The 26,099-nt window shown below is 70.5% G+C and carries 21 protein-coding genes, 1 tRNA gene and 3 pseudogenes; 11 read left to right on the top strand and 14 right to left on the bottom strand.

Going from position 1 to position 26,099, the window contains the following annotated elements; translation table 11 throughout:
- Positions 1-135: 135 nt before the first annotated feature.
- Positions 136-813 carry a TetR/AcrR family transcriptional regulator gene (locus ACWDUZ_RS05660; protein ID WP_451630512.1) on the bottom strand — a complete coding sequence of 226 codons (678 nt, stop codon included), beginning with the start codon at positions 811-813 and terminating at the stop codon, positions 136-138.
- Between the two features lie 345 nt (positions 814-1,158).
- Here ACWDUZ_RS05660 and ACWDUZ_RS05655 point away from each other — a divergent pair, with 345 nt between their 5' ends.
- The 3 genes from ACWDUZ_RS05655 to ACWDUZ_RS05645 all read left to right on the top strand — a co-directional run bounded on the left by ACWDUZ_RS05655 (position 1,159) and on the right by ACWDUZ_RS05645 (position 4,510).
- Positions 1,159-2,442, top strand: coding sequence for a M6 family metalloprotease domain-containing protein (locus ACWDUZ_RS05655; protein ID WP_451630511.1), 1,284 nt, complete (start codon positions 1,159-1,161; stop codon positions 2,440-2,442).
- A 285-nt stretch (positions 2,443-2,727) separates the two neighbouring features.
- On the top strand, positions 2,728-4,362 hold the full coding sequence (locus ACWDUZ_RS05650) for an IclR family transcriptional regulator domain-containing protein (RefSeq protein ID WP_451630510.1): 1,635 nt from the start codon (positions 2,728-2,730) through the stop codon (positions 4,360-4,362).
- 75 nt (positions 4,363-4,437) lie between these two features.
- Positions 4,438-4,510: transfer RNA gene (locus ACWDUZ_RS05645), tRNA-Arg, on the top strand.
- A 90-nt stretch (positions 4,511-4,600) separates the two neighbouring features.
- On the opposite strand, the pseudogene ACWDUZ_RS05640 reads toward ACWDUZ_RS05645, so the two are convergent.
- The 4 genes and pseudogenes from ACWDUZ_RS05640 to ACWDUZ_RS05625 all read right to left on the bottom strand — a co-directional run.
- Positions 4,601-4,762: pseudogene (locus ACWDUZ_RS05640) on the bottom strand (tyrosine-type recombinase/integrase); the annotation flags it as partial.
- A 223-nt stretch (positions 4,763-4,985) separates the two neighbouring features.
- Entirely contained in the window at positions 4,986-5,603 is a 618-nt protein-coding gene (locus tag ACWDUZ_RS05635; protein WP_451630509.1) for a hypothetical protein, read from the bottom strand.
- A gap of 751 nt (positions 5,604-6,354) precedes the next feature.
- Positions 6,355-6,891: a hypothetical protein gene (locus tag ACWDUZ_RS05630; RefSeq protein ID WP_451630508.1), complete on the bottom strand. Its 537-nt coding sequence runs from the start codon at positions 6,889-6,891 to the stop codon at positions 6,355-6,357.
- Between the two features lie 269 nt (positions 6,892-7,160).
- A pseudogene (locus ACWDUZ_RS05625) lies at positions 7,161-7,889 on the bottom strand (tyrosine-type recombinase/integrase); the annotation flags it as partial.
- A gap of 47 nt (positions 7,890-7,936) precedes the next feature.
- Between ACWDUZ_RS05625 and ACWDUZ_RS05620 the strand changes: the two are divergent.
- The gene (locus ACWDUZ_RS05620) at positions 7,937-8,245 is read left to right on the top strand and encodes a hypothetical protein (protein WP_451630507.1); all 309 of its coding nucleotides are present in this window, start codon (positions 7,937-7,939) and stop codon (positions 8,243-8,245) included.
- Positions 8,246-8,252: 7 nt separating this feature from the next.
- Here the strand turns inward: ACWDUZ_RS05620 and ACWDUZ_RS05615 are convergent, their stop codons facing one another.
- Together ACWDUZ_RS05615 and ACWDUZ_RS05610 are read right to left on the bottom strand one after the other, a co-directional pair.
- Entirely contained in the window at positions 8,253-9,488 is a 1,236-nt protein-coding gene (locus ACWDUZ_RS05615) for an FG-GAP-like repeat-containing protein (RefSeq protein ID WP_451630506.1), read from the bottom strand.
- A gap of 845 nt (positions 9,489-10,333) precedes the next feature.
- Positions 10,334-10,618, bottom strand: a complete 285-nt coding sequence (locus ACWDUZ_RS05610) for a hypothetical protein (protein WP_451630505.1) — start codon at positions 10,616-10,618, stop codon at positions 10,334-10,336.
- Between the two features lie 160 nt (positions 10,619-10,778).
- Between ACWDUZ_RS05610 and ACWDUZ_RS05605 the strand changes: the two genes are divergently transcribed.
- Positions 10,779-11,438, top strand: a complete 660-nt coding sequence (locus ACWDUZ_RS05605) for a Type 1 glutamine amidotransferase-like domain-containing protein (RefSeq protein ID WP_451630504.1) — start codon at positions 10,779-10,781, stop codon at positions 11,436-11,438.
- Positions 11,439-11,567: 129 nt separating this feature from the next.
- On the opposite strand, the gene ACWDUZ_RS05600 is transcribed toward ACWDUZ_RS05605, so the two are convergent.
- Positions 11,568-11,918, bottom strand: a complete 351-nt coding sequence (locus tag ACWDUZ_RS05600) for a hypothetical protein (RefSeq protein ID WP_451630503.1) — start codon at positions 11,916-11,918, stop codon at positions 11,568-11,570.
- Positions 11,919-12,284: 366 nt separating this feature from the next.
- On the opposite strand from ACWDUZ_RS05600, the gene ACWDUZ_RS05595 reads away from it, so the two are divergent.
- Complete coding sequence (locus ACWDUZ_RS05595; RefSeq protein ID WP_451630502.1) at positions 12,285-12,761, top strand: hypothetical protein; 477 nt, start codon at positions 12,285-12,287, stop codon at positions 12,759-12,761.
- Between the two features lie 62 nt (positions 12,762-12,823).
- Positions 12,824-14,254: a selenium-binding protein SBP56-related protein gene (locus tag ACWDUZ_RS05590; RefSeq protein WP_451630501.1), complete on the top strand. Its 1,431-nt coding sequence runs from the start codon at positions 12,824-12,826 to the stop codon at positions 14,252-14,254.
- A 583-nt stretch (positions 14,255-14,837) separates the two neighbouring features.
- Here the strand turns inward: ACWDUZ_RS05590 and ACWDUZ_RS05585 are convergent.
- The 4 genes from ACWDUZ_RS05585 to ACWDUZ_RS05570 all read right to left on the bottom strand — a co-directional run bounded on the left by ACWDUZ_RS05585 (position 14,838) and on the right by ACWDUZ_RS05570 (position 18,107).
- Positions 14,838-15,170: a DUF952 domain-containing protein gene (locus tag ACWDUZ_RS05585; RefSeq protein ID WP_451630500.1), complete on the bottom strand. Its 333-nt coding sequence runs from the start codon at positions 15,168-15,170 to the stop codon at positions 14,838-14,840.
- Between the two features lie 132 nt (positions 15,171-15,302).
- A complete protein-coding gene (locus ACWDUZ_RS05580; protein WP_451630499.1) occupies positions 15,303-15,755 on the bottom strand; it encodes a DUF7144 family membrane protein in 453 nt (150 codons plus the stop codon).
- 208 nt (positions 15,756-15,963) lie between these two features.
- Entirely contained in the window at positions 15,964-16,776 is an 813-nt protein-coding gene (locus ACWDUZ_RS05575; protein WP_451630498.1) for a ferritin-like domain-containing protein, read from the bottom strand.
- A 104-nt stretch (positions 16,777-16,880) separates the two neighbouring features.
- Complete coding sequence (locus ACWDUZ_RS05570) at positions 16,881-18,107, bottom strand: MFS transporter (protein WP_451630497.1); 1,227 nt, start codon at positions 18,105-18,107, stop codon at positions 16,881-16,883.
- Positions 18,108-18,240: 133 nt separating this feature from the next.
- Between ACWDUZ_RS05570 and ACWDUZ_RS05565 the strand changes: the two genes are divergently transcribed.
- From ACWDUZ_RS05565 to ACWDUZ_RS05555, 3 genes and pseudogenes are all read left to right on the top strand, one after another.
- Complete coding sequence (locus tag ACWDUZ_RS05565; protein ID WP_451630496.1) at positions 18,241-19,230, top strand: ArsR family transcriptional regulator; 990 nt, start codon at positions 18,241-18,243, stop codon at positions 19,228-19,230.
- Between the two features lie 9 nt (positions 19,231-19,239).
- Positions 19,240-19,752: a glutathione peroxidase gene (locus tag ACWDUZ_RS05560; protein WP_451630495.1), complete on the top strand. Its 513-nt coding sequence runs from the start codon at positions 19,240-19,242 to the stop codon at positions 19,750-19,752.
- A pseudogene (locus ACWDUZ_RS05555) lies at positions 19,753-20,445 on the top strand (MerR family transcriptional regulator); the annotation flags it as partial.
- A gap of 103 nt (positions 20,446-20,548) precedes the next feature.
- On the opposite strand, the gene ACWDUZ_RS05550 reads toward ACWDUZ_RS05555, so the two are convergent.
- Positions 20,549-22,375, bottom strand: coding sequence for an MFS transporter (locus tag ACWDUZ_RS05550; protein WP_451630494.1), 1,827 nt, complete (start codon positions 22,373-22,375; stop codon positions 20,549-20,551).
- A gap of 177 nt (positions 22,376-22,552) precedes the next feature.
- Complete coding sequence (locus tag ACWDUZ_RS05545; protein WP_451630493.1) at positions 22,553-25,078, bottom strand: D-alanyl-D-alanine carboxypeptidase; 2,526 nt, start codon at positions 25,076-25,078, stop codon at positions 22,553-22,555.
- A 184-nt stretch (positions 25,079-25,262) separates the two neighbouring features.
- On the opposite strand from ACWDUZ_RS05545, the gene ACWDUZ_RS05540 reads away from it, so the two are divergent.
- Positions 25,263-26,015, top strand: coding sequence for a GOLPH3/VPS74 family protein (locus ACWDUZ_RS05540; protein ID WP_451630492.1), 753 nt, complete (start codon positions 25,263-25,265; stop codon positions 26,013-26,015).
- Positions 26,016-26,099 lie beyond the last annotated feature (84 nt).

Genomic DNA, 26,099 nt, shown 5'->3' with positions numbered 1-26,099 from the left:
ACGGCCGGAGGCTCGGTATCGGAAAGTCGTTGGCGGAAGGTCGTTGACGAAAAGTCGCTCGGTCGGGAAGTCGTTGACGGAAGGTCGTTCGGCAGAAGGTCGGTTACGAGTGACGACCGGGCGACGGCGCGGAACTCATCGGCCCGCAGGGCCCCGATCACAGGCCTGGCGGAGTTCCTCCAGGCTCGTCGCCGTACCCGGCAGGACGGATCGGGCCGGGGCCCGCAGTCCGTCCAGGAACAGCTGCAGATGACGGTGCACGAAGCGGTCGAGGCTCAGGCAGGCGGTACCGGCCGGCGGACGGCTGAGCTGGGCCGCGGCGACCATCAGGTCACTGACGGTCACGTCGTCGCGCAGCTGCCCGGCCGTCCTGGCCCGGTCCATGAGCTCCTGGATGAGGCGTACGACCCGTTCGCGCGAGGCTTCCAGGTCGGGGTGGTACTTGTCGAAGGTGCTGGTGACCATCGGGCACAGCGCGCTGATCCGCTCGGCGGCGGCGGCGTGCACGAAGCGCGACAGCGCCTCGAAGGCGTCGCCGGTCTCCGCGAGCGCCTGCTCGGCCGCGAGCGCCGTACGCTCCATGACGCAGCAGACGACCTCCCGGACGAGGGCGTCGCGGTCCGGGAAGTTGCGGTACAGCGTGGCGTTGCCGACGCCTGCCCGGCGGGCGATCTCGTCGAGCGGCACGTCGGGCCCGTGCTCGACGAACATCTCGCGGGCGGCGGTGACGATGCGCTCCCGGTTGCGCAGGGCGTCGGCGCGCGGCCGGGTCACCTTGCGCGGTACGGGGTTCGCGGTCGTCGCGGCCTGCACGGCGTGCTCCTCGGGTCGGTGGATGCGGCGATCCGGGGACGTGTTCCCCGTTTCGCGCGGACACAGGTCCAAACGGGGAAACGGTCCCCGGTTATTTCCCACCCCCGAAAAGATTCCAAGTGACCTGCACCACAGCCGTCGGACCCGAATCCCCACTCCACGGCCGGACCGCACCCCCGGCCGAGCGCTCCACCCCTACCACCTGGCTCTGACCGGGCCCATGTCCCACGACCGGACCGCTCCAGCGCGCGCCTGCCGTCCCCGCGACACAGGGTGAGCGAAAGGGTGCAGCCGAGACCGGTGCCTCGGGCGAACCGGTGGCTGCCTGGAGCGAAAGGTCCATGCATGCAGCCGCCGCCCCGCCGCCGGATACGCAAGCGCCGAGCCGTCGCCCTCGCGTCCGTCACCGCACTGACCCTGGCGGTCAGCACCTCGGCGGGCACCGCCCACCTCACCCCGGACGCCCGGGCGACCGGACCCGGCGCCGGTTCCCTGGCCTTCACCCCCGCACTCGCCCCCTGCATGATCAGCGGCCCCACGACCGTACAGATGACGGAAGGCGTGCCGACGGCCCGCGGCTACGCCCGCTCCACCGGCGTCGTACACGCCCTGACCGTGATGATCGACTTCTCGGACGCCCGCGGCGAGGGCAGCGCGCTCGACCGCTTCCACGAGTTCTTCCCGCAGACCCAGGAGTGGTTCCGCACCGCTTCCTACGGCCGCCTCGACTACCGTCCCGAGACCCCGATACCCCGGTGGCTGCGCATGCCCAAGCCCTTCAAGGCGTACGGCATAGAACGCGGCGCCCCCTTCGACCCCGGCTACCGCGATCTCATCAGGGACATCGTGGCGGCGGCCGACCCGGCGGTGGACTTCCGGGACTACGACCTGCTCAACGTGCTGATGACCCCCAACGCCGGCCCCTCCGCCCTGGACACCGTCCTGTCCGTGACCTTCGCCGGCAACACCGAGGCACCGTCCGCCGACGGCATACCCGTAGCGAACGCCTCCTTCGTCTACTCCCGCCAGGACGACGGCTCCGGCTCCTACGACCGCACCGGCTTCCGCGTCCTCCCCCACGAGAACGGCCACGTCTTCGGCCTGCCCGACCTCTACACCCACGAGGGCGGCGGCGCGGTCGGCCACTGGGACATCATGAGCGAGGACTGGGGCGCCAACAACGACCTGCTCGGCTGGCACAAGTGGAAACTGGGCTGGCTGGACGCGAACCAGGTGAGCTGCGCGGCGAAGCGGGGCACGGCCGAGTACACCCTGACCCCGCTGGAGCGCCCGGGCGGCCCCAAACTGGTCTTCATACCCCTGGACGGCGGCACCGTCTACGTCGTCGAGCTGCGCACGCGCGAGGGCAACGACGAGGCGGTGTGCCGGCCGGGCGTCCTGATCTACAAGGTCGACGCGGACGTCGACACCGGCCAGGGCCCCATCACCGTGTACGACGCACACCACGAGTCCGGCGGCTGCACCAGCAGCCCCAACGTCCACGCCGAACTCTCCGACGCCCCCTTCGCCCCCGGCCAGACCTTCAAGGACCCCAAGGTCAAGATCCGCATCGACGTGGCCGCGGCGGACCTGAAAGGGAACTACCAGATCCGGGTGACCCGGCAGTGACGCCTCCAGCCCCGGGAACGGGGACGCCATGAGCGAACCTGTCACAGACGTACGTGAGGCGGCCTCGCAGCCGAACGTGAGGCGGCCTCGCAGCCGTACGTGAGGCGGCCTCACGGACGCCCGCCGGGACGGGACCAGCTGCAGGCACCCGCCGGAACGGGACCAGCCGGAACCACCGCAGGCACCCGCCGGGACTACCGTAGGCGTCCTGCATCCGCCGCACCCGCGGCACCGCCGCACCGCCGCTACCCTCGGCACCGCCGTCCCGGAGAACCGACCGAACCGATGCCCGCACCCCCGCACACGACGCCAGACCCCCAGCGGACCGCAGTGCCGGAGCCTGCCGGGGACGCCCCCGCCGAGGCGGTCACGCCGCTGATCCGGGGAGTCGCTGTGCTCCGGCGGCTGACGGAGGCCGGCGGGACGCTGAGCCCGAGCGGCCTGGAACGCGCCACGGGCCTGGCCCGTTCCACGGTGGACCGCATCACGGCGACGCTCGCCCGCATGGGATACGTACGCCTGGAGGGCCGTGACGGCAGGGACGTCGTCCTCACCCCGCGCCTGATGGAACTGGGCAACGCCTACCTGGCCGCCCTCCGCCTGCCCGCGCTGCTCGACGCGCGCGCCGACGCCCTCGCCGACGAACTGGACGAGTCGGTGTCACTGGCGGTCGGCGACCGGGACGGCATCCGATTCATCCACCAGGCGACCAGGCGCCGCGCGATGTCCCTGAGCTTCCGCATCGGGGACCTGCTGCCGGCCGAACGCACGGCTCCCGGCCCGCTGTTCGCGACCGAGTGGACACGGCAGGAGTGGCGGAACTGGCGGGAGCGCCGCGCGAGGGACCCGCAGGACACAGGCTTCCCGGCGATCCCGCCGAGGCGGCACACGGCGCCGGACGACTTCGCCGAGCGCACCGCGCGAGCGGCGCGCGAGGGCTGGTCGCTGGACGACCAGTTGATCGAGCCGGGCCTGGTGGCGGTCTCGGTGCCGGTGCGGGACCCGGCGACGGGCCGGATCGCGTGCGTGGCGAGCGTGGTGAGCCACACCAGCCGCCACTCGGCGGACGACCTGCGTACGACCCTGCTGCCGCGCCTGCGGGAGACGGTGGCGGCGATGGAGCACGACCTCCGGCAACCGCCGCCTCCGCGGCCCACGCCGATCCCCTCGGACCTGGCGACCTGGACGGCGGCGTCGAAACAGGAACTGGGCCGGGAGTTCGTGGAATCTCTGGCCCGCGGCCTGACGGTCCTGACCGCCTTCGGCGAGGACAGACCGGCGCTGACCCTGACGGAGGCGGCGAAGGCGACGGGCCTGGCGAGGGCCACGGCACGCAGAGCGCTGATCACCTACGAGCACCTGGGCCTGGTGAGGCACGCACCGGACACCCACACCTTCACCCTCACCCCCCGGGTCCTCTCCCTGGGCTTCCCGCCCCTGTCCCGCACCTCGCTCGCCCGCATCGCCCAGCCCCACCTGGAGGACCTGGCGGCCGAGGTCCAGGAGTCGGCGTCCCTCGCGGTCCTGACCCCCTCCGCCGAGGAGATCCAGTACACGGCCCGAGCCGCCGCGACCCGCATCATGAGCGTGGACATCACGGTCGGCACCCGCCTCCCGGCCCACGCCACGGCCCTGGGCCGGGCCTTGCTGACCAACGCACCGGACACACCGGGCGACGCGTCACCCCGCCCCTACTCCCTGGTCGACGCCGAACTGGAAGCGGGCCTGCGCGCGATCGCCGTCCCGATCCGCGACCGCACGGGCCACACGGTCGCCGCGGCCGACATCGCCACCCACGCCGCCCGCCACACCCCCGAGGAGTGCGTCGACCTCCTCCTCCCACCCCTGCGCGAAACGGCCGCCCGCATAGAAGCAGACCTCCACACGGCCTCCCGCTTCACCCGCGTACCCCCGACCTGACCAGCCCCGAACGGGGACCTTCCCCCGCCGGACCCCTCATCCGCTACGCTAGTCGCGGATCTCACGGAGATCCCCGCCTTCGTAGCTCAGGGGATAGAGCACCGCTCTCCTAAAGCGGGTGTCGCAGGTTCGAATCCTGCCGGGGGCACACGATGAAGGGCCAGTTCAGAGGCTTGATCCTCTCGAACTGGCCCTTCGCTGTGATCACGGCCGTGCCACTCCCGTGCCACAAAGTCCGCTAAGAGTCCGCATCGCCCCGTTCCTTGCGGATCATCGAGCCGAGTCGATCGGCGATCTCGCGATCACGGCCGTTGCCCATGTGCTGATAGATCAGCGCGGCGCGGGGGGTGCTGTGACCCATCCTGGTCATCAGTTCACGGAGACTGGCACCGGACGCAGCAAGCACCCGTCGTCGCTTCGCTCCTCCGGGCGGGCGCGGGCAATCGGCCGCGCCCACGCTCATGCCTCCGTCCCGCTCGGCGCCGCCGGCCGCCCGCTCCCGCCCAAGAGGCACGCACACGGAGCATGAGGTCAGAGCACGTCGTGGCTGGGGCGGTCGGCTCCGCCCGCCAGGTTGCGCGCCATGACGACAACGAAGTGAGTACCCAGTTTTCGATCTAAGGTCAGGGTTCGTAGCAAGGCTCGACGCCGATCGGGAAGCCGTAGATCCCTGGGGCGTTGACGGCGCTGTCCGGGATGTCGAGGGGGCAGATGCTCCAGTTCCGGGCGATTTGCATTACATGGTCTTCTCGGGGCATGGCGGCCAACCAGGCGTCCCATTCGGGTTCCTGCCAGCTCTGCCATCCCTCTTCAAGCCGGCGGTACCCCACGCCGAGTTCGCCTTCGATATCCGTGGGATCGCCGATGTGCAGGGGGACGGCGGCGTCACCGTAGTAGTAGGCGCGAGTGAGCTTGCCGTTGGTAGCGCGGGCCCAGCCGTGGTGGTCACCGATCCGGTCGGTCGTGAAGAGCTGGACCTCGCCGAGTTTCGCGCTCAGTTGGCGGATCCAGTCGGGGAAACGCGGGTCTGATGCCTCGAAGGCCCCAGGCATGTGGATGCGGCCGTGGGCCAGGGTCCAGGACACGGCCGGCCGGGCGACGAACACGCCCTGCCGGTAGGCAGCGCTGGTGCCGCCTGTCCAGTCCACGATCCGTCGGTGTCGCAGGCCAAGGGCGTCGGCGACCTCCTCCGGCACGGCATCCTGCACAGCGAGCCACGATGTCTTGTAGCCGATGCCCATGATCCCTCCCACCGGGGTGACTCAGTCATCATCGCAGGCGGTGCCGACATCCCTTTGGGCCGTCTTGGGGCCGCGGAAGGGCGATCAACGATGACCAACGTTGACAACCGTCAACAGCTCGACAGCAGATCAGAACGTTGATCAAACGGAGAACCTCAGGTCAGCTAGGAGCCCCATCACTTCCAGAAGAACTGATCGAGTGCCGCATGCGCCCTTGACTCGGTCATTGAAACTCCCGGCCAAAGTCGCTACGCCGACCGCTCTGTAGAGTCCTGGCAGGGGGTTCAGTGACTGACAAAGACTCGGTACAGAGCAGGCTTCAGGAGGCCAGTAGCCGTTTTGGGTGGACACTCATGGTGATCCTCCTGTTGATCACCGTCGTAGCACTCGCCCTCATGGGCGTCCTGAGCCTCCTGCTCCCGCTGCTTCTCCTCCTGGGCGGCACCATGAATCATTGATCGAGCCGTAGGCGTTGACGCGATCTTCCACACGGAGTTGCCAGAGTGAGCGCACTTGTCAAGGCCGCGTCCTGCAGCTGACACCAACAGGAGCGGACAGCAGCGGTCAGCGCCGAAGCTCAGCGAACGATCAGCCGAGAACACCGGCCGGTTGACCGACGTCGACGACTCCCCGTGATCGACCTGATAAGGATGAGGCCACAGGTTCAAATCCCTGTCAGCCACACCAGCGAAAACGCCCCCAACCGATCATGGTTTGGGGGCCACGCAACGGTTCGGCGCTACCGGCCCAGTCACATGAACCGGAGCAGCACCATCAGGACAATCGGCATGGGAACCACAGCACGTACCACGCGCCACCGGACGTCCTCGCGCATGACCCGTGCCAGGAACGCGAGTGGGTACGGAGCCGCCAGCGGAATCGCCGAGATCAGCCCTACGGTCGGCGACACGTGATTACCGAAGACCAATATCGCCCGCAGGGCGACCCACCCGGCCGTCCCGGCCGTAAGGACCTGAATCGTGAGCCACGAGCGGTGGGTCCGTCCTGTGGTCACGCGGGAATCGGCAATCGTCTCGCGGACGATCATGACGCCCGTCCACGCGAAGAGCGTTCCGACGGCCAGGATGATGAGCAGTCCCAGCGCGGCAAGTCCACCGTCGCCGAGGATCGAGTCCGGGTGCCAGAAGATCTCGATGAAGACCCAGTCAGGAACGCCCAGAATCATGCCTGCAGCCCATATGGAGAGGATCTCCTTGCCCAGACGGTCAGACCACCAGCCTTGCAGGGCCCGCCCCCATAGCGTGATCTTGCGCAGGCTCTCGCCCATATCCCGGCTCTCCCCAGTCTGCTCGGCAGTCTAGGCCGACCTCAGAGAGCGTGGCATACGCCGGGGCACCACCAGCTATGCGCCCCCGGCCAGAAGCCGTCGCCGTATGAGCGCTGGACCGTCCCTGGGCGCACGAGGTCAGCCGACGCCGACCAACAACGGTGGTAGGGCTCGCCGGTGGGTCAGGCTGCGCCCAGCAAAACGGCCGTGCCAGACAAGTGCCGGATCGTGTGGGGAACCACGGGGAATGATGGGGACCAGGCCGCCCGTCAGCCAGGCCCCGCGCACGCTCCGCCGCAGTTCAGCCAGGCAACCTCCCACCGAGAACCCAAGCTTCCCAAGCTGCGAGCGCGAGTTCGATTCTCGTCACCCGCTCCAGGAAGAAGGCCCAGGTCAGAAACCCGGGCCTCGTCGGAGTGCTGGTAGATCAGCGCGGCTTTCTCGGAGGACTGCCCGGCGCGCATCATCGTGTCCTTGAGAGTGGCACCGGACGGCGTGGACAGCGTGTGCCCCGTGTGGCGGAGGTCGTAGAACCGGAAGCCCTCGGGCATACCGACGACCTCCCGCGCCCTTCGCCACTTCCGCCCGAAGGTGCTGCGCCGAAACGGAGCCCCCTTCTCGCCGACGAAGATCAGCCCGTCCGGCCCCGGCTCGGCGTAGCTCTCCAGGTGCCAGCGGAGCTCCCGGCGGAGGAACGCGGGAAGAATCACAGTCCGGGTACCTGCCTCGGTTTTGGTGTCGCCCTGGACTCGCCGCCCGTTCATCCGTTCCGGCTCGGCAAGACGGACGCGGATGCGCAGGTTGTCGAGGTCGACATCCCGACGACGGAGGCCGGCCAGTTCCTCCGGACGCATCGGACCCTACGCGCCGAGGTAGACCATGAGCCGCCACCGCATCCCCACGGCGTCGGCCAACGCGTCGCCCTGGGCGACGATCGCGATGCGCCGCTCAGCCGCCCTCTCCTTTCCCGCGCCCTTGATCCGACACGGGTTGTCACGACGAGACCACAGCCCCCGCCGGTGAACTGCGCGACCGGATCCAGCACTTGGCCGCCGCCCTGGCCGAGACCGAAGCGCGACTCGCGGACCTGGCCACCACCCAAAGGGTCATCGCCGAACTCGCACCGGGTTCAGGCCAACCCGCACCGCCCGAGACGAACACCGCCTACCAGGCCATCGTGAACACCTTCAACCAGCACCCCGACCAAGAGTTCCAAGCCCGTGAGCTGCACGAGCTCCTCGGCACGCCCACCGACGAGAGCATCGTCAACGTCACCCGCAGCCGTCTCGAACGCCTCGCCCGCCAAGGCTTCCTCACCCAGCCCGGACGAGGCTCCTACCGGAAACGGACGTGACGTCCACTCAGAAGGCACCGTTGAGGAGGTGCCAGTCGTCGGCTCCTTCTTCGCCCGGGTACAGCCCGCCGGTTCCGCGACCCCGATAGGTGAGCATGCAGCCGACACCCCTGCAGCTTTCGCCGATGTAGGTGCTCTTCGTGGTGGTCACGAGGTCGAGGAGGCCGTCGCCGCTGACGTCGCCCAGGCCCAGGAGGTTGTCCATGACGTTCCAGCCGCCGGTGCCGATCAGCACGCGGGACCCGAGATATCCGGCCTTGCCAGGGTAGAGCCACAGCTTCCCGGTGGAGGCCTCGCGGCCGATCAGGTCGGCACGGCCGTCACCGTTCATGTCGCCCGCCCCGACCAGGCCGTTCATGCCGTTCCAGCCGCCGGTGCCCACCAGCTTGCGCGAGCCCAGGCCGCCTGTCGAGGTGCCCGGGTACAGCCACAGCTTTCCCGTGGACTTCTCGACGGCCAGCAGGTCCGCGCGGCCGTCGCCGGAGAGGTCCCCGAACGCGACCAGCCGGCCCATGGCGTTCCAGCCGCCGGTGCCGATGAGCTTGCGTGCACCGAGGCCGCCGGTGCCCGTGCCGGGGTACAGCCACAGCTTCCCGGTGGACGCCTCGCGGGCGATCACGTCTTCGCGGCCGTCACGGCTGAAGTCACCGTGCCGGACGAGGGCGCTCATGGCGTTCCAGCCGCCGGTGCCGACCAGTTGCCCGGTGTTGTCGCCGCGCAGGAACCACAGACGGCCCGCCCTGTCCCGGACGAGGACATCGGCTCGGCGGTCGGCGTTCAGGTCACCGAAGCCGGCCGCCTGGGGAGCGGCCCACGAGTACCACCGTGGGTAGGCTTCGTAGTTGCACTCTCGCTCGGTACGGACGAACCGCACCGAGCTGACGTAGCCGTCCCCCTTGTAGTCGGCGCCGTTGCCCCACTCGGTACCAGCGAGGTCGGGCCTCCACACCTGGACGAAGCCGGTCTTGCCGTAGTTCGGGTCGTCGTGCAGGCAGACGTACCTGGACGAATGGTTTACGACCGCCTTGAACGAGTTGTCCCAATCCCCGAGCGTCGCCCTGTCGATGCTCGTCTTGAACATGGTGCCTGTGCGGTCGTAGTTCTTCCAGGCACAGAAATAGCCCGACGGGCAGTCGCTGACCGCGGCCTGCGCGGGTGCCGCGCCCGCGCCGAGCAGCCCAAGCGAGGTGAGCCCCAATGTCGTGGCCAGCGCGGCCAGGCGCCGAAGCAGTGATATGCGCATGTCTTCCCTCCCTGAAGCGGCACGGAAAGATCTCGACGCGCCACGAGAGGAAGATATCTTGCCCCTGGGATCACGTCATCGCGCGGGTTTGTACTCGCCGAGCCCGGCCGCCCCGCAGCGGGAGGCCGGGCTCGGCAAGGTGCGCGGGCCCGGCTCAGCCGAAGGCCTTCACCGTGCTCCAGTCCACGGACAGAACGGCTTTCGCAGCCTGATTCGTGTTGGTCCGCGGCCACTACAAACGACGCGGACACAGCCCCTGACCTGGCCATCGGTCACGGTAAGCACCATTACAGTACTAAGAGTCCAGGCGGCCCGACCCATTGCGCTGGGATACCAGCGCACCACAACCGCACCAGATCCAGCGGGGAACAGCGGGGAACCACGGTGAAAGCAACCGGGCCCGGCGAACCTGGATCACAGCCGTTCGTCCGGGTCAGTGCACGAACCCGCCTCAAATGCTCGCAGCTTCCCAAGCTGATGGTCTGCCGCCGGTGATCAGTCAATTCCGCCCCTGCCGCGCCTGATCTCAACATGTGGGCTCTGATCTTAGGACCGATTCCGCCGGGGTGTGCCACACACGTGTCCTGCCCATAGTTCGCATCGAAGGTGCCCAAGGCACGGTCGCGTGGCCGTGCCACTCTCGTGCCAGAACGGACGGGGACTCACGGGGAACCGTGGTCCGCAAGGACCTGCTCAGAGGCACTTCAAGCCGCACCACGCAGCTGGTGAGTTCGTAGTCGTCGCAGCCGGGTCGCCGAGTCGTGCCGGCCCGCACGATCTGGCCGACGCCCAAGGACAGCAGGCTCTCGTCGATACAAACCATGGGGTGCACGGGCAACACCCTGTCATTCGCTCCCCCATTCCGTGTCCGGTGTCCGGCCCGCGAGCCGTTCTGTGGCCGTTGCCGGCGCAGGGCCGAACAGACGGACCTCCTCCGCATTCCACACCCCGCTCTTGTCCGGCCCCCGATAGCCCGCCTCAGTGACGATCACCGTTCCTGCCGGGCCGATGACGACCGTCGCCCCACCGAACGTGAGGCGCTCGGTGTCTTCAGCATCACCGACCAGCGCAAAGGCCTGCGCCTCGCCGGTCAGCACACCCAGCGGCAACGCAGGAACCTGCTCAACCATGCCGGTACCTTCCCCGGCCTCCGCAACTGCCGGCGGGCAGCCCCAGCAGACCGGCTGTCAGGCACGCCGCGGTGAATCGGTTGCCTGAACCGCGATGAATTCAGGCACGTTCACAAGTCTTCACGTACATCCACCTTCCGCGCGTGACTTTGGAGGCTCCTTGAAGCTCTTGCTGACGTCAGGCGGCGTCACGAATCCGAGCATCCGGTCGGCACTCGTGCAGCTTCTCGGCAAGCCGATCTCCCAGTGCCATGCCCTCTGCGTCCCGACAGCGCAGTGGGGTCACCCGATGTGCGGTCCGACATCGGTGCGGGGCCTCGTGGCCGCCGAGCCCACGTGGCAGCACCTGTCGGGCCTGGGCTGGGCGTCACTCGGTGTCCTCGAACTCACCGCACTGCCCACCATCGGCGCCGAGCGATACGTCCCCTGGATCCGGGAGACCGACGTGCTCCTGGTCGACGGCGGCGACGCGACCTATCTGTGCCACTGGATGCGGGAGTCCGGGCTGGCCGATCTGCTGCCGTCGCTCCCTGACACGGTCTGGGTGGGAGTGAGTGCCGGAAGCATGGTGATGACACCCCGGATCGGAGCGTATTTCGTCGAGTGGCCCTCCGCACCGGACGACCGCACCCTGGGAGTCGTCGACTTCTCGATCTTCCCGCACCTGAACGCTTTCCCGCAGAACACCCTGGCCGACGCGGAGCGATGGGCCGTCGACATCGGCGTCCCGGCCTACGCCATCGACGAGCAGACGGCCATCAAGGTCGTCGACGGCTCCGTCGAGGTGGTTTCCGAAGGGCAGTGGACGAAGTTCGGGTGATGGTCGCCCGGTGAGCGCCTGCAGCAGCGATCCGGACCTGATCGTCAGTGACACCGCCGGCAACGGCATCGAGGTGGGTGTAGCAACGGACCTGCTCAACGGCACTGTGCGACCGTCAGTGCTGTGGACTCAGCCTGGCGGGCCTTGCGATCTCACCGCGTCGAAGAGGGGCCAACCGTCCAACTCCACGATCCCTGTGGTGGGAAACAGCCCGCGGACCAAGGCCTGGTCGAGCAACGCGCGCACGCTGCCCGGCTCGTGGAGATTCAGGTACTCCCGGTCAGAGAGGCGCACCACCGCGCCCTCGTCGAAGTAGCCGTCGGCGATGGCACGGTCGGATGCCGGCTGAAACAGCAGACGTAGGCAGGCCCGGTTCCCGGCACGCCACAGGGTCAGCGTGCTGCTGCACCCGGCATAGCCCTGCGCCCGATCGTGCCGGTGCCCGAAGGACCACCCGTACACCGTGCCGCCCACCACCATGCGGCGGACCCTGCGCCTGCTCCCCATGACGGCACTCTAGAGCGGTTGCAGCGAGGCCTGCCGCGTTCGTGGGGCTCGGCAGCCGGCGCGGCTGACGGGTGTACCGCACGTCAGGACGCGGAGGAGGTCGCGGCCGTCCCCGGCGCACAGGCTGATCACCTTCAGCAGCCCGCCGGGGCGGCGTTCGGGGCAGCCCGGATCTGTGCTTGAACGGTCCGCAGCCGCCGTGCCGTCCACGAGTGCGCTGCGTCGTACCTGTCATTCCAGGCGCTCCAGTCCATTGCCGCACCCTACGGCTGACCACAAGCCGCAGACGATCAAATATCGAGCCCGGTATGACCACCAACCGTCGCTTTGCACAGAGCGGTGGATCAGAAGGTCAGCGTGGCGTGCGAGCATCCGCGCCTGCTCAGGCGCCTGCTCGCGATGGCTGTGCAGAAGGTCGGCAGCAGCCAGTCGCGTGTTCTGTTCGACGGCAGCCCGGTCATCCGGCCAGTCTTCCCAGTTGCTCCACAGCCCGCAGGGAAGGTGCTGGGCAGCGTTGCCGCCCCTGCCGCACCTCAGGTCCAGAATGCGGCCGCCTGTGCCGGCCTCAGGAGTTCCGAGCCGGGGGCCATGGGCGGGTTGTCACGTCCAGTCGGACGAGGTCGTCTCGCCGCGGGCGTTCGACGATCGGGTCCGGGCCGCTACCGTGCGTATGTGTCCCGGGTGATCCCTGTGTCGGTCACGGCCATCAGCCGCGCTGCCGCCTTGGCAGCGGTCCAGGGCTGTGAAACGCTCGATTTACGGCATATCGACCTGCCGTGTCCGTTCCTCGTCCGCACGTCGATCCCGATCGAATGAGCCCGCCTCTGTGGCGGCAGTCCATCCGGTACCAGGCTCCCGTTCGGGAGTAAGGAACAGCCATGAGGAACACCGATCACGTTCACGATCGCGACGGCCACAGTGACCCCACCCTGTACCGCACCCCCGCGGATGCCGTGGCCGCACCCCCGGAGCAGCTCGCCTACGTCGTCGGATTCGACCCGGCCGCACAGCGCGCGGACGCGTTGTTCACCGTCGGCACCGATCCCGAGTCCCCCGCGTACGGCCGTGTGATCTCGCAAGCCGAGCTGCCCGGCCTGGGGGACGAGCTGCACCACTTCGGGTGGAACGCCTGCTCCAGCGCGCTGGCGCACGCCGGTCATCACCACGCTGCTCGCCGGTACCTCATCGTCCCGGGGCTGCGCTCGTCCCGGCTGCACGTGTTCGACACCACCCCTGATCCCTCCCGTCCCCGCCTGGTCAAGGTGGTCGCGCCCGAGGAGCTGGCCGCCAAGGCCGGGTATTCACGCCCGCACACACTGCACTGCGGTCCCGACGGGGTCTTCCTGTCGTGCCTGGGCGGCGCGGACGGTGCGGACGGGCCCGGCGGGGTCGCGCTCCTGGACCACGAGAGCTTCGACGTCCTGCGTGCCTGGGAGAGCGACCGCGGGCCGCAGTGGCTCGCCTACGACGTGTGGTGGCATCTGCGCCAGAACATCGCGGTGACGAGTGAGTGGGGCACCCCTTCGATGATCGAGCACGGCCTTGTCCCCGAACTGCTGCTGGGCCGCCGATACGGCCACTCCCTGCACTTCTGGGAGCTCGACTCCGGCCGGCACCTGCAGCGCGTCGATCTGGGGGACGAGAACCAGATGGTGCTGGAACTGCGCCCCGCGCACGACCCCGAGGCGACGTGGGGGTTCGCCGGCACCGTGGTCGACGTGGAGGACCTGTCCGCATCGGTGTGGTTGTGGAATCGGGAGGGCGAGGACTTCGTGGTCCGCAAGGTGATCACCGTCCCCGCCGAGCCCGTGCGGACGGAGGACCTGCCTAAGGCGCTGCAGCCGTTCGGTGCCGTGCCCCCGTTGATCACCGACATCGACCTGTCCGTGGACGATCAGTGGCTGTACGTGTCCGCGTGGGGGACCGGCGACCTGCTCCAGTACGACGTGAGCGACCCGTTCCATCCGAGGCGGACCGCGGCCGTGCGCTTGGGCGGCATCGTCGGCGGGCAGCCGCACCCCGCGGACCCGGACGTCCCGCTGACGGGCGGATCGCAGATGGTCGAGCTCAGCCGCGACGGGCGGCGCGTGTACCTGACCAACTCGCTGTACGCCGCCTGGGACGAACAGATCTACCCCGCCGGCATCGACCCGTGGATGATCAAACTCGACGCGGACACCTCGCACGGGGGGCTCTCGGTCGACCGCCGCTTCTTCCCGCACGGCACGGACTTCGCCGGCCTGCGCGTGCACCAGATTCGTTTGCAGGGCGGCGACGCCTCCTCGGATTCGTACTGCTACCGCCGCTGACGGAGCTGTCGGACGCATGCCAGAGGTGTGCGGAGCCGGGGGCTACGACAGTCTCCTGCCGGCCATCAGGTCGTCTCGACGGCGGGAGCGAGCCGGGCGATCCAGCGCTCTTTCTCGTCCGGTTCCACGATCCGGTCGAGGCGGAGGGTCGAGTTATGTGCTCGAACACGCGCCCATCGCCCAGGCCGTAGGTGCCGTTCGGCGGGTGCAGCACGAGGACACGGATGCCGTCGAGGGGTTGTATGTCGGCCGGCCTGCCGTCCGGGCTGATGTGGTTCCTCGGCCGTCGAAGAGGCGGAAACATCGGATCGCCGGGTCGTCGCGGCCGAGGTGGGGGTCGCCGCTGGTCGCTGCCTCGACCCAGGAGGGTGCGGGGCGATCCCCGGCGACCATGCCTCGTCCGGGATCCCCTACGAGCCGGTCCGCCAAGAGGATGTGCGACTGGCCGTTGTCCCCGACAGCACCCCTCGTGAGGGCGTGACCCCGGCGTGCGCCACGGTCGATGACGACCAGCGGCTCGTCGTCGAGGACGTCGGCCGGCGCGCCGGCCCGTTCCCCGAGCGACGGCGCCCTCCCTGTTTTCTCACCCCCAGGACTCGACGGCCACCACCGCCTCGACGGGCACGGCCCCGTACACGTGCGGGAACTCCTCGCCGTCCGGGGGCATGGCCTCGTACTTCAGCGGGACATCGAGCCGGGCCGGGTCCACGACCAGCACCACCAACTCGTCGGGACCCTCGTAGTCGCCGTAGAGGAAGGCCGCGATGCGCGGGAGTTGGTCGCGGGTGGAGAAGTGGACGAACCCCTCCTGCTGGAGTGTGCGGCCACGGGTGGACATCTCGTAGGTGCCGGACTCACGGGCGGCCTCCCACAGGGTGCGCTCGGTGATGTGGACGATGCGCTGAGGTTTCGGCATGCGGCCACGCTACGGACCTGCCGACCCGTGAGGCGACCCTGGACACCCCGCCGTCCGCTCGCTGAACGCCTCCCGCGTCGCCCTGGCATCGGTCCGGCACAGGTGGCCTCTACGACTGCGCGGTGCCCGGAGTCACAAGGCCTCCGAGCGTGAGGAGCGGTGGGCGGTCAGGGCCCAGATGACCCAGACGTCCAGGGCGATGGAGATGATGGCCCACAGGGGGAGGTGGGGGAGCCAGAGAAAGTTGGCGACCAGGCTGAGGGAAGCCATGAACACGCCCAGTACGCGGGCCCACAGTGCGTCCGTGAGGAGGCCGAGGCCGGTGATGACGGCGATCGCGCCCAGGATCACGAGGACCCAGCCCCATCCGGTCAGATTGAACCGGTAGACGTAGTTGTTGATGCGGGCGTAGATGTCGTCGGACGCGACGGCGGAGATGCCCTTGAGTATGTTCAGCAGGCCGTCCACCAGGAGTACGACTCCGGCGAACACCGTGCCGCCGGCCGCCCACGGGCTGGGGGCGCCCTTCGCGCCGGCATGGGCGTCAGGGGGAAGGTGTTGGGGCGTTGTCGGCTGCTGCGTCATGGTGTCGTCCTCCCTCGGGTCGGATGCGTCCACCGTGTGCGCGGAAGGATCACGTCACCAGCGGGAGGCGACCGGACGGGTGAACTTCGGCGTCCCTGTCGGCGTGGCATCCGCGCCAGGACGGCGTGCCGTGCCGGCGCGGTGTGGCACGTGTCAGGGCTCGTTGGGGCACGTCCCGGCCGTCGCCGGGTCAGGGCGGCGCCCCGTGTCAGACCGCGCTGCCGGCCGTGTCCGGGCGGGGGGTCAGTACCGCCCGGGTCACCGTGGCGGACGAGCCGACGACGTCGGTCAGGAATCGCAGGCGGCCGACGCCCAGTCGGCGCAGGGCCCGGCCGTGGTCGGCGACGACGACGAGGCAGACCGCCGACAGCAGAAGCCGCCACAGCAGCATCACCGGACGGCGCAAGGGGCGCGGCAACGACACGAGGGAGACGTGCAGGCGCTCGCAGTGGAAGGGGACGTGGCGCTCCTCGTCGGCCAGGATCCGGCCCGCCACGTCCGAGGTGAGTGCGTCGGTGGTGCCGTCGCGCAGGGCCCGGTAGTAGCGCAGCGCGACCACTTCCGCGATCAGCAGCACCAGCAGTTCCAGCCGCAGGCCCATCAGGCGCCGCAGCCGCACGAAGACCGTGTCGCTCCAGTGGCCGGTCAGCGTCGGGGTGCCGCCCGCGGCCAGGAGGCGGGCGAGCAGACGAGCGTGGTTCTGTTCCTCGGCGACGAACAGCCGCACCGCCCGCGCGTAGTCGCCGTCCCCGGCCTCGTCCGCCTTCGCGACCAGGTTGGCGCCGTCGCCGTCCTCCCCCACCTGGAAGCGCTGCACGCTCGCCCACACCGCCGGGTGCAGGGTGGCGCCCCGGTTCCAGTCCGGATCGCCCTGGGCGCGTCTTCGGTCGCGTTCGTCCTCGAACCGGCGTACCCACTTGCCGAAATCGCTCGCCTGCACGTGGTCTCGTTTCTCTTCGGGGCCGGGGTCGGGGCCCGAGGGGGCCAGGGGGCCGAGGGGGCCGAGGGGCGCATCCGGCATGACCCCACGTGCACATCAGACGTCTCCCCGCGCCTCGCCGGTTTCCTGCGGTGGCCGCCGGCCTCCTGCGGCCCCCTTTCAGGCGTCTACGGCACTCGCGACGCCTACGGCACCTGCGGCGCCGGCCGGGGTGCCGTGACCTTCGCCCGGCGTGCGGCGCCGACCAGCGACAGGGTCACCCCGGCCGACGCCAGCGCCATCACCGTCATCGCCACCGCGGGCGAGGTGAGTTGAGCCACCGAGCCCGCCAGTGACGCGCTCACGCCCTGGAGGGTGAGCATGCCCGCGGAGTGCAACCCGAGGGCGTGGCCGCTCAGTTCGCCGGGGGTCAGCTTCATCAGCCGCTCCTGCTGGACCAGGCTCGCGCCGAAGCCGGCGGAGGCCAGCGCCACCAGGCAGGCCGCCACCGGCACCGGCGGGTGGAGGGCGAAGAGCAGATACGGCCCGGCCAGCAGCAACAGCAGAGGGGTGGCCGCCCGGCGGCGTACGGCGGGCGGCAGCAGGCGGCCCACCGTCAGGTCGCCCGCCAGCATCCCCAGGGCCGCGCAGGCGAACAGCGTGCCGGCCGCGCTCGGGGCGTACGACACGTACAGCGACTCGCAGCCGACGACCAAACCGTTGGGGAGCCACAGGCCCAGGTACGTCAGCCGGCGCGAACGATCGGACCACAGGCGGGCGTTGGTGCGCCAGGTCGCCGAGACGGACGGGCGGCCCGAGGAGCGGGGCGGGCGGCGGCTCAGGCCCAGGCGGACGACGGCCGCCGCCACCGCGAACAGCACCGCCGCGAGCAGCAGCGAGACGCGCGGTGACAGCATCGCCACCAGCACGCCGCCCGTCGCGTATCCGGTGATCTGCATGATGCCGCTCATCATGTTGAACACCGAGCGGCCGAGCAGATAGCCGTCGCCACCGCCGTCCCCGCCCCCGTCGACGCCGGTGCCGGAAAGCACCTCGTTCAGCAAGCCCCACCGCACCCCGCCGCCCAAGGACGCGACCAGCCCCTGGGCGAGGACGACGGCGAAGATCGCCCACATCGGCAGGCCGGGCAGCGCCGGCACCGCCGTACCGGCCGCGAAGACGAGGGCGATGCCCGCCAGTGCCCGGCGCGGCGGCAGCCGGTCCGCGCCCGAGAGGAAGAGGGTCGCGCCCAGCACCTGGGCGATCGAGGGACCGAACATGCTCATCGCGGACAGCAGCGGCGACTCCGTGGCCCGGTACACCAGTGTGCCGAGCGCCAGTCCGCTCACCGTCTGGGCCACGGTCTGGGCGGCGGCGGACAGGAAGAGCGGGGTGAACTCCGGGGTGCGGAACAGGTCCTGGTAGCTGCGCATGCGCCGGAGTCTCGGACCGGCCGGCACCGGTCGTTATTGTTTCGCGCACGCGCGAAAGGCTGGTGGTCGCTTCGCGCATCGGCGAAAGGTACGAAGCCGTCCGGAAGACGGGAGCCGCCCGGAGGGAGGACGTGTGGGCTGGTGGCAGGTGAACGCCGACACGCTCGCCGGGAGCCGGTTCGTGCTCTCGCCGCTCGCCGAGACCTTCGCGAGCCTGAAACTGCTGCACGCGGGCGTGGGCGGGCATCCGGGCGAGCAGGCCTGGCTGCGTAGCCATCTGCCGGCCTTCCGGCAGCACCTCGCGGCCGATCCGGTGACCGCGCTGCTGGTGCGGGCCGGCCTCGGCCGTGACTGGATCGCCGACTTCCTCACGCCCACGCCACGGGACGACGAGAGCTTCGAGGACGGGGTCGCCCGGGTGCGCGCGGCCCATCCGGCCGAGGCCCGCGCGCATCTGCGGATGTCGCTCGCCGGGCCGCTGCCGGCCGCGCTGGAGCGGGACGACCTGCCCGAGCGCGCGGCCCGGCTCCTGGAGTACGTCTGGACGGACGCCGTACGGCCCTACTGGACCCGGCGGCGGCGCGTTCTGGAGGCCGACGTCGTCGCGCGGACCGCGCAGGTGAGCCGGGGCGGCTGGGCGGCCGTCCTGGACGCGCTGCGGCCGGGAACGCGCTGGCTGGGCGAGAACCGGCTCCAGGTCAACGCGCACGAGTACCCGCCGCGCGAGATCTCCGGCGCCCAGCTGGTCTTCGTTCCGGTCACCCCGCAGACCGGCTGGGTCTCGTGGGAGGAGTCCGACCGCCGGTACGCCGTCGTCTACGGGTGCTCGGGCGTCCTCGCCGGCAGCGAGGTCGGGCGGGCCGCCGTCCCGGCGGGCCTGGGCGCACTGCTCGGGCGCGCCCGAGCCCAGGTGCTGGTCCTGCTCGACACCCCGCTGAGCACCACCCAGCTGACCGCCGTGACCGGCCAGGCCCTGGGTTCGGTGGGCCGCCATCTGAAGGTCCTGCTGGACGCGGGGCTGGTGGAACGACGCAGGGCCGGCCGTTCGGTGCTGTACTCCCGCACGGGGCCGGGGCAGGTCCTTGTCGAGGCGGCCGGCCGCCCGGACCACCGCCGGGGTTAGCATCCGCCCATGACGACTGCAGACAGCAACGGCGCCGCTCCGCTGGACGTGGAGATCGGCGCCCTTCAGGGCGGCTCCGCCGACCTCGGCCAGTACGCGGGACAGGCCGTCCTCATCGTGAACGTCGCCTCCCGGTGCGGGCTGACCCCCCAGTACGCGGGCCTCGAACGCCTGCACGAGAAGTACGCGGCCCGGGGCTTCACCGTGCTCGGGGTGCCGTGCAACCAGTTCATGGGGCAGGAGCCGGGCAGCGCCGAGGAGATCGCCGAGTTCTGCTCGGCCACGTACGGCGTCACCTTCCCGATGACCGAGAAGGTCGAGGTCAACGGCGACGGCCGGCACCCGCTCTACGACCGCCTGACCGGCTTCCCGGACGCCGACGGGCACAGCGGCGACATCCGCTGGAACTTCGAGAAGTTCCTGCTCGGACGGGACGGCCGGGTCGTCGCCCGTTTCTCCCCGCAGACCGAGCCAGAGGCGGCCGAGATCGTCGCGGCCGTCGAGGCCCAGCTGGCCGGCTGAGCCCGGCTGGTGGCCCTGCTGCGTCAGCTGGACATGCCGCTGGCCCGGGTCGCCGAGGTGGTCACCGCCGACGGACCCGAGGCCGCCGGACGGCTCGCCGCGTACTGGGCGGCCGTGGAGGCGCGCGTGGCCGGGCAGCGGACTCTCTCCCGGTACCTCCGTGGACGGCTGTCGGGGAGGAGCTCCGAGATGTACGGGAAGTTCGTGGTCGAGACGGTGGACGTGCCCCAGCAGGTGGTGATCACCGAGACCCGGCACACGCTGGCGGACGAGCTGCCCGCGTGGATCGGGGCGTCGCTGACCCGCCTGGAAGGCGCGGCACGCGCGTGCGGGGGCGTCACCGCGCCCCCGTTCGTCGTCTACCACGCCGAGGTGTCCATGGAGAGCGACGGCCCCGCCGAGTCCTGCGTGCCCGTCGCGGACGAGAAGGCCGCCCGGGAGTGGGCCGAGGCGCACGGACGGTCCTGGGAGACGAAGGTGCGGGTGGAACCGGCGCAGCGGCTGGCGTACACCCGGATCACCAAGGCGCAGGTCGCGCATCCGCAGATCCTGGCCGCGTTCGGGGCCGTGGAGCAGTGGATCGCCGAGCAGGGGCTGCGTCAGGCCGGGCCCTGCCGGGAGGTGTACTTCGCGGACTGGGAGGCGGCGGGGCCCGAGGACCCGGTGTGTGACGTGGCGTTCCCGGTGAGATGAGGTGTGCGGCGCGGCCGTGCGGCGCGGGTCTCGCTCGCCGAGCCGCCGGGTTCGCCGGGCGCGCCGTGGGGCGGCGGCGTGGCCGCTCCCGGCCGCGCCGCCGTCACTTCATTTCGTCCGGGCACGGTGTGCCCCGGGGGAGCTGGTACGGGGCCGCCAGGCGGTAGGTGCCCGCCTGCGGCGCGAGCAGTGTCGTCCACGTGTCGCCCTCGACGTCCTCCGGGGCCTCGGCGAGGCAGCCGTTGATGTTGTCGTAGGTCTTCGGGGTGCCCGGTGCGCGGTGCTTGGACGCCTCGGTCTCCTGGGGGGCCTTCAGACTCTTGCCGTGCTCGTCGACGAGGCTGAGCCACGGCGAGTACGGGATGCGGATGAGGATGCGGCCCGGGTGGCGCACCTCGATGGTCAGCTCGCCCTGCTCGGCCCGGTCGACGACCGCGTCGGGCTCGGCGAGCGGCTTGGGGTCGGTCACCTTGAACAGCTGCCAGTTGGCGTCGCCCCAGATCTGCTGCAGATACGGCATGCCCCGCTGCACCAGGGCGCGCTCACGGTGCCCGCCGTCACCGTCGGGTTCGCCCTTGGGCAGCACCACGTAGTGCACGGCCCAGCGCCGGAGCCAGTCGTGGTAGTTGGCCGAGTTGAGCGTGTCGTCGTAGAAGAGCGGGTTGCGCTGCATGTCGGCCTGGCGGTTCCAGCCGCGGGCCAGGTTGACGTACGGCGCCAGCGCGGAGGCTTCGCGGTGGGAGCTGGCCGGGACCACCTCCACGCGCCCCTTCTCCGCGCCGACCTTCTGCAACTGGTTGACCAGCGGCGCCAGCTCGCGCGACCAGGACGCGGCGGGTGCCGTGTGGACGATGTCGTCGACCGACTTGAAGCCGATCCAGCCGACGAAGCCGACCAGGGCCAGCACGACCGTGTACCACTCGCGCGAGCGCGGGACCTTGAAGGGCAGCACCGCCACCAGCACCATCCCGGCGAACAGCATCGCCAGCCGGGTGATGTTGGAGCCGATCTGGGAGCTGATCAGCCACACCCCGACGACCGACAGGGCGTAGACCCAGGAGGTGATCCGGACCGTCTTCCACTGCCGGGGGACCAGGACGGCGGCGAGCACCGCGTAGACCAGCGGCAGGATCATCGAGCCGAACGCCATGGGCTGGGTGCCGGAGAAGGGGAACAGCAGCGCCGAGACGGCCACCACGGCGCTCGGCGCCAGACCGAGCGCCCAGGCACCCGGACGGCGCTTCTGAAGGAACAGGGCCACCGCGACCAGGCCCACGAACAGGCCCGCGACCGGCGAGGCCATGGTCGCGAGCGCCGCCAGTGGGGCGGCCACCAGCGCCTTCGCCCAGCGTTTGTGGCGCCGGCGGTACGGCCAGCAGAACACGGCGGCCAGCGCGCCCAGCGCGAACATCGTGCCCAGGCCGAACGTCACCCGGCCCGACACCGCGTTGCACAGTAGCCCGAAGACCCCGGCCAGCGCCGCCCACAGGGGGTTCCTGACCGCGCGGCTGCGGATCAGGACCAGGGTCAGCAGGCCCGCGGAGACCGTGCCCGCGATCATCATCGTGGTGCGGACGCCGAGCACCGACATCAGATACGGCGACACCACGCTGTACGACACCGGGTGCATGCCGCCGTACCAGGCGAGGTTGTACGCGGAGTCCGGGTGCCGGCCGACGAACTCGGCCCACGCGTCCTGTGCCGCGAGGTCACCGCCGCTGTTCGCGAACGTGAAGAACCAGATGATGTGCAGCACTCCGGCCAGGCCGGTGACCGACAGGGCGGGATGCCGCAGCATCCGCTCTCGCAGCGCCGACACCGCGGCCCGGGCCCGGTCGCGGCCGGCGTCAGTCGTGGACGAACCTATTCGCGGGCCGGCTCCCGGTCCCCGCTCGGCGTCGTCGGCGCGTGTCGGCTCCGCAGTGGCCACCTGAAGGCACTCCCCGTGTCCCGTCTCCTGTTCGCGGCCGCGCCATGCGACCGGCGACGTGCCCCGATTCGTGACGCTAGCACGCACCCCGCCCGGGAGCTCCCGGGCGGGGCTCCCCGACGGGGTGCGGGCCGCGCCGGCGTCCGGCGCGCCGGCCGGGGCGATCAGCCGGGGCGATCAGCCGACGCGGGTCAGCTTGTCCGCGAAGCCGGGCTCGGCGAGGTCCCTCTGGAGTGCCACGGGGACCCGTACCGCTCCCTGTGCGCCGTCACCGACGGTGAGCGTGCCCACCCTGGTGCCGGCCTTCGCGGAGTGCGGCAGGTGCCCGACGGTCAGGGACAGCTCGACCTTCGAGCCGGCCCAGCCGACCGCCGTGGCGTCCTTGGTGATCACGACCGGGGTGCGGCCGCCGAGCTGGTCGTCGACGTACCCGACGACATCGCCCTTCTTCAGGATCTTCGCCGAGGTCAGCGCCTCCCTGGCGGCCTGAAGAGCGGTCTTGCTGACCGCGTTGACGGTGTCCAGGATCGACGGCTTGTGCTGGCCGAGGATCGCGCCGACCACGGTGACCGTCTGGCCGCCGACCTCCTTGCGTGCGGCGAAAAGCAGGTTGCCGCCGGCCGCGGTGGTGGTGCCGGTCTTGATGCCGATCGCGCCCATCGTGTACGGCAGCGTGTTGTAGTTGGTCCAGTTGTGCCCGGAGGGGTCCGTCCAGCTGGCCGCACTGGTGATGGCCACCAGAGCCGGGATCTTCACGACCGCGTTGCCGAGCTTCACCTGGTCCCGGGCGGTGGAGACGGTGGTCTTGGTCAGGCCCGAGGGATCGGTGTACGTCGTCCCGGTCATCCCGAGTTCCTTCGCGGTGTCGTTCATCTTCTTGACGAACGCCGCCTCGGAGCCCGCGTCCCAACGCGCCAGCAGCCGCGCGATGTTGTTCGCGGAGGGGATCATGACCGCGGACAGGGCCTGCTTCTCGGTGAGGAAGTCGCCGGCCTTGACGGTGTTGAGCGTGGACTCGCCGCCGCTCTTGTCGTAGCCGCCCTCCTTCTCCGCCGTCGGGTCGATCTCGATCTTCGGGCCTTCCTGACCCGGCTTCAGCGGATGGTCCCTCAGGATGATGTACGCGGTCATGGTCTTGGCGACCGAGCCGATCGCCACCGGCGTCTGCTCGCCGAAGTGGTCCATCGTGCCGACGCCCTCGACGTCCATCCAGCCCTGGCCCTCGCTCGGCCAGGGCAGGTGCAGCTGGTCGCCGCCGAAGGTGTACGAGTCCTTCGCGGTCAGCTCGAGGGTGGGCGCGGGCAGCGGGCGTACGGCCTGCACGATCGCAAAGGCGATCGCGAGAAGCACGACCAGAGGCGTCCAGATCTTCACCCGGCGCGCCATGGTGCGCAGCGGCGTCTCCGGCGGCGGCGGAGTGTTCGTCAGCTCGGCCAACAGGTCCAGCGGCGGCTTGGGCGGCAGGGGCTGCTGGGTGGTGCGCTCCGGACCGGACGACGCGACAGGGGGCTGGGCCCCGGGCCGCGACTGCGACTGCGACTGCGACTGCGGATACGGATGCGCGGGACCGGGTGCCGGCTGCGGTTTCGGCTGCGACGGCGGCTGCTGCTGCTTCGGCTGTTGCTTCGGCTGCGGCCTGCGGATCTCCGGAGCGTCGAGCGGCTTGAGCGCGACGAACCTGCTCGTGCGTTCGGCGTCGGACTCGTCGGCCTCGAGGTCCGGCTTCCGTTCACCGCTCTTCTCGCCGGCCGTCGCGGCGGGCTCGGCGTCGGCCTTCACGTCCTTCTTCCCGCCGCCCAGCTTGAGCATGGTGGTGGGCTGGTCGACGGCGGGCTTGAGCCGGGGCGCCTTGAAGACGGCGGTGGGCTGGTCGACGGGGGGCTCGGGGTCGCTCTCGGGCTCGTCGTCGGGCGCGGGCGCGTCCTTGGGCTCGTCGTCGGGCGCGGGCGCGTCCTTGGGCTCGTCGTCGGGCGCGGGCGCGTCGTCGCTCCGCGCCGCGTCGTCGACGGCTTCGGCTTCGGCTTCGGCTTCGGCTTCGGCTTCGGCTTCGGCTTCGGAAGCGTTCTCGGTGGGCCCGGCCGTGGGCTTCCGGGCCGTCTCCTGCGACTTTTCGGCGTCGCCCGTGCGCTTCCCGGCGTCCGCGGAGCCCACCCACGCGGCCACGGCCGCGCGCAGACGGGCATCGCCCTCCGCGCCGGCCCGCTCGCCGGCGTCCGCGCCGCCCTCGCCGCTGTCGTCGGCCTTCTCCGAGACCGCCGCCTCGTCGTCCCGGACCTCGGAGTCGGCCTCGACGTGGGCCTCCGCCTCGGCATCGGCCTCCGCCCCGGCATCGGCGGAATCGGTCGAGTCCTCGACCTCCTCCATCTTGTCGGCCGATTCAGGCATTTCGTGCGATACGTGCTTTACCGCCTCTTCGCCCTTCTCCGTCTTATCGGACTTATCGTCCTTACCGGCCTTCGCCGACGCCTCCTCGGCATCCCTCACCAGATCCCGTACGGAGAGCACCCGCGTGGCCGTATCCACGCCACCGCGGCTCTCGGACGCACCGGGCTCTCCCGCCGGCGCGAGCCGGGGATCGCGAACATCGCGCGCCTCGCCCTTGGCCTCGGGAACCGGACCCGCGCTCCCCGACGTCGGTTCTGCCGACGACTCGCGCTGCTTCGACTTGTCGGGGGACTCGCCCGCCACCGATGCCTCCTCCATGTGCCGCACGTCCCGTGTGCCGTACCGCTGTCCGAACCATGTACCAGTGTCCTGTGTACGGGCCAAACCCACGCGGAAGACGAGAACGACATACCTACTGGTTCCACTACGAACCGGTCACGCACCCTCGACAGACCAATGTGAGAGGGGTCACCCTGTCATTCATCCACGCGGGGAGGCATGGATGGGCAGGAGCCGCAGAACAATTCCGGAGGAGCTTCTGCTGCTGGCACTGGACCCGGCAACGGGTACCACTGCGCAGCCGCAGTCGCTCGACCTCGGTCTGGCCGGAGCACAGCTAGTGGAGCTGGCGCTGGCCGGACGGATAGCCCCAGACGGGGATCGTATCGCCGTGGTGGTGCCACGGCCGACAGGAGATCCGACTCTGGACTGCGCGTTGGAGTTGCTGCGAAGGCGCGGCGCTCCGGTACGGGCCGTCCACTGGATCGGCGGGCCGCGTCTCGGGCTCCGCCAGACCTACCTCTCGCATCTGGAGCGGTGCGGCATGGTGGCCGCCGTGCCGGGTCAGATGTGCGGGGTGCTGCCGACCACTCGCTACCAGGCGACGGACACCGCGATCAGCCGCGAGATCAGGGCCCGGCTGGATTCCGCGATCCGCACCGGCGTACCGCCGGACCCACGGACGGCGGCGCTCGCCGCGCTGGCGCACGCGGTCGGCCTCGGCAAGCACCTGTACCCGGGCAACGAGGGCCGCTCGTCCCGTTCCCGGTTGCGGGACCTGATCCGGCACGACCCCATGGGCGGCCTCGTCGCGCACGCGGTGATGGACGTCCAGAACGGTGTGGCGGCACAGCCGCGCCGCAGCCCGGGACCGTCGGGCCGTCAGGCCGCCGGAGCCAGGCCCGCACCGGAACCGGCACGGGGCGTTCCGATGCAGCCGCGCCGCGGGTCCATGGCGCGCGTCGTGGCCCACTGAGACCGCACGCACACCAGGGCACACGGTTCGCGGCACGGCAGCACGGCGCGCACCGGCACGGCAGGGCGCGGACCGCAGCGCAGG

The sequence above is a fragment of the Streptomyces sp. NPDC003393 genome (assembly GCF_053589015.1).
Note: the sequence above shows the minus strand (reverse complement) of the source record. Positions and strands in the feature narration are given on the sequence as shown.

Bases quoted from the DNA above. Each gene is read 5' to 3' on its own strand.
- ACWDUZ_RS05655 (WP_451630511.1), top strand. From the start codon at position 1,159: ATGCAGCCGCCGCCCCGCCGCCGGATACGCAAGCGCCGAGCCGTCGCC.
- ACWDUZ_RS05650 (WP_451630510.1), top strand. From the start codon at position 2,728: ATGCCCGCACCCCCGCACACGACGCCAGACCCCCAGCGGACCGCAGTG.
- ACWDUZ_RS05635 (WP_451630509.1), bottom strand. From the start codon at position 5,603: ATGGGCATCGGCTACAAGACATCGTGGCTCGCTGTGCAGGATGCCGTG.
- ACWDUZ_RS05630 (WP_451630508.1), bottom strand. From the start codon at position 6,891: ATGGGCGAGAGCCTGCGCAAGATCACGCTATGGGGGCGGGCCCTGCAA.
- ACWDUZ_RS05615 (WP_451630506.1), bottom strand. From the start codon at position 9,488: ATGCGCATATCACTGCTTCGGCGCCTGGCCGCGCTGGCCACGACATTG.
- ACWDUZ_RS05610 (WP_451630505.1), bottom strand. From the start codon at position 10,618: ATGGTTGAGCAGGTTCCTGCGTTGCCGCTGGGTGTGCTGACCGGCGAG.
- ACWDUZ_RS05600 (WP_451630503.1), bottom strand. From the start codon at position 11,918: ATGGTGGTGGGCGGCACGGTGTACGGGTGGTCCTTCGGGCACCGGCAC.
- ACWDUZ_RS05590 (WP_451630501.1), top strand. From the start codon at position 12,824: ATGAGGAACACCGATCACGTTCACGATCGCGACGGCCACAGTGACCCC.
- ACWDUZ_RS05585 (WP_451630500.1), bottom strand. From the start codon at position 15,170: ATGCCGAAACCTCAGCGCATCGTCCACATCACCGAGCGCACCCTGTGG.
- ACWDUZ_RS05580 (WP_451630499.1), bottom strand. From the start codon at position 15,755: ATGACGCAGCAGCCGACAACGCCCCAACACCTTCCCCCTGACGCCCAT.
- ACWDUZ_RS05575 (WP_451630498.1), bottom strand. From the start codon at position 16,776: ATGCCGGATGCGCCCCTCGGCCCCCTCGGCCCCCTGGCCCCCTCGGGC.
- ACWDUZ_RS05570 (WP_451630497.1), bottom strand. From the start codon at position 18,107: ATGCGCAGCTACCAGGACCTGTTCCGCACCCCGGAGTTCACCCCGCTC.
- ACWDUZ_RS05560 (WP_451630495.1), top strand. From the start codon at position 19,240: ATGACGACTGCAGACAGCAACGGCGCCGCTCCGCTGGACGTGGAGATC.
- ACWDUZ_RS05545 (WP_451630493.1), bottom strand. From the start codon at position 25,078: ATGGAGGAGGCATCGGTGGCGGGCGAGTCCCCCGACAAGTCGAAGCAG.
- ACWDUZ_RS05540 (WP_451630492.1), top strand. From the start codon at position 25,263: ATGGGCAGGAGCCGCAGAACAATTCCGGAGGAGCTTCTGCTGCTGGCA.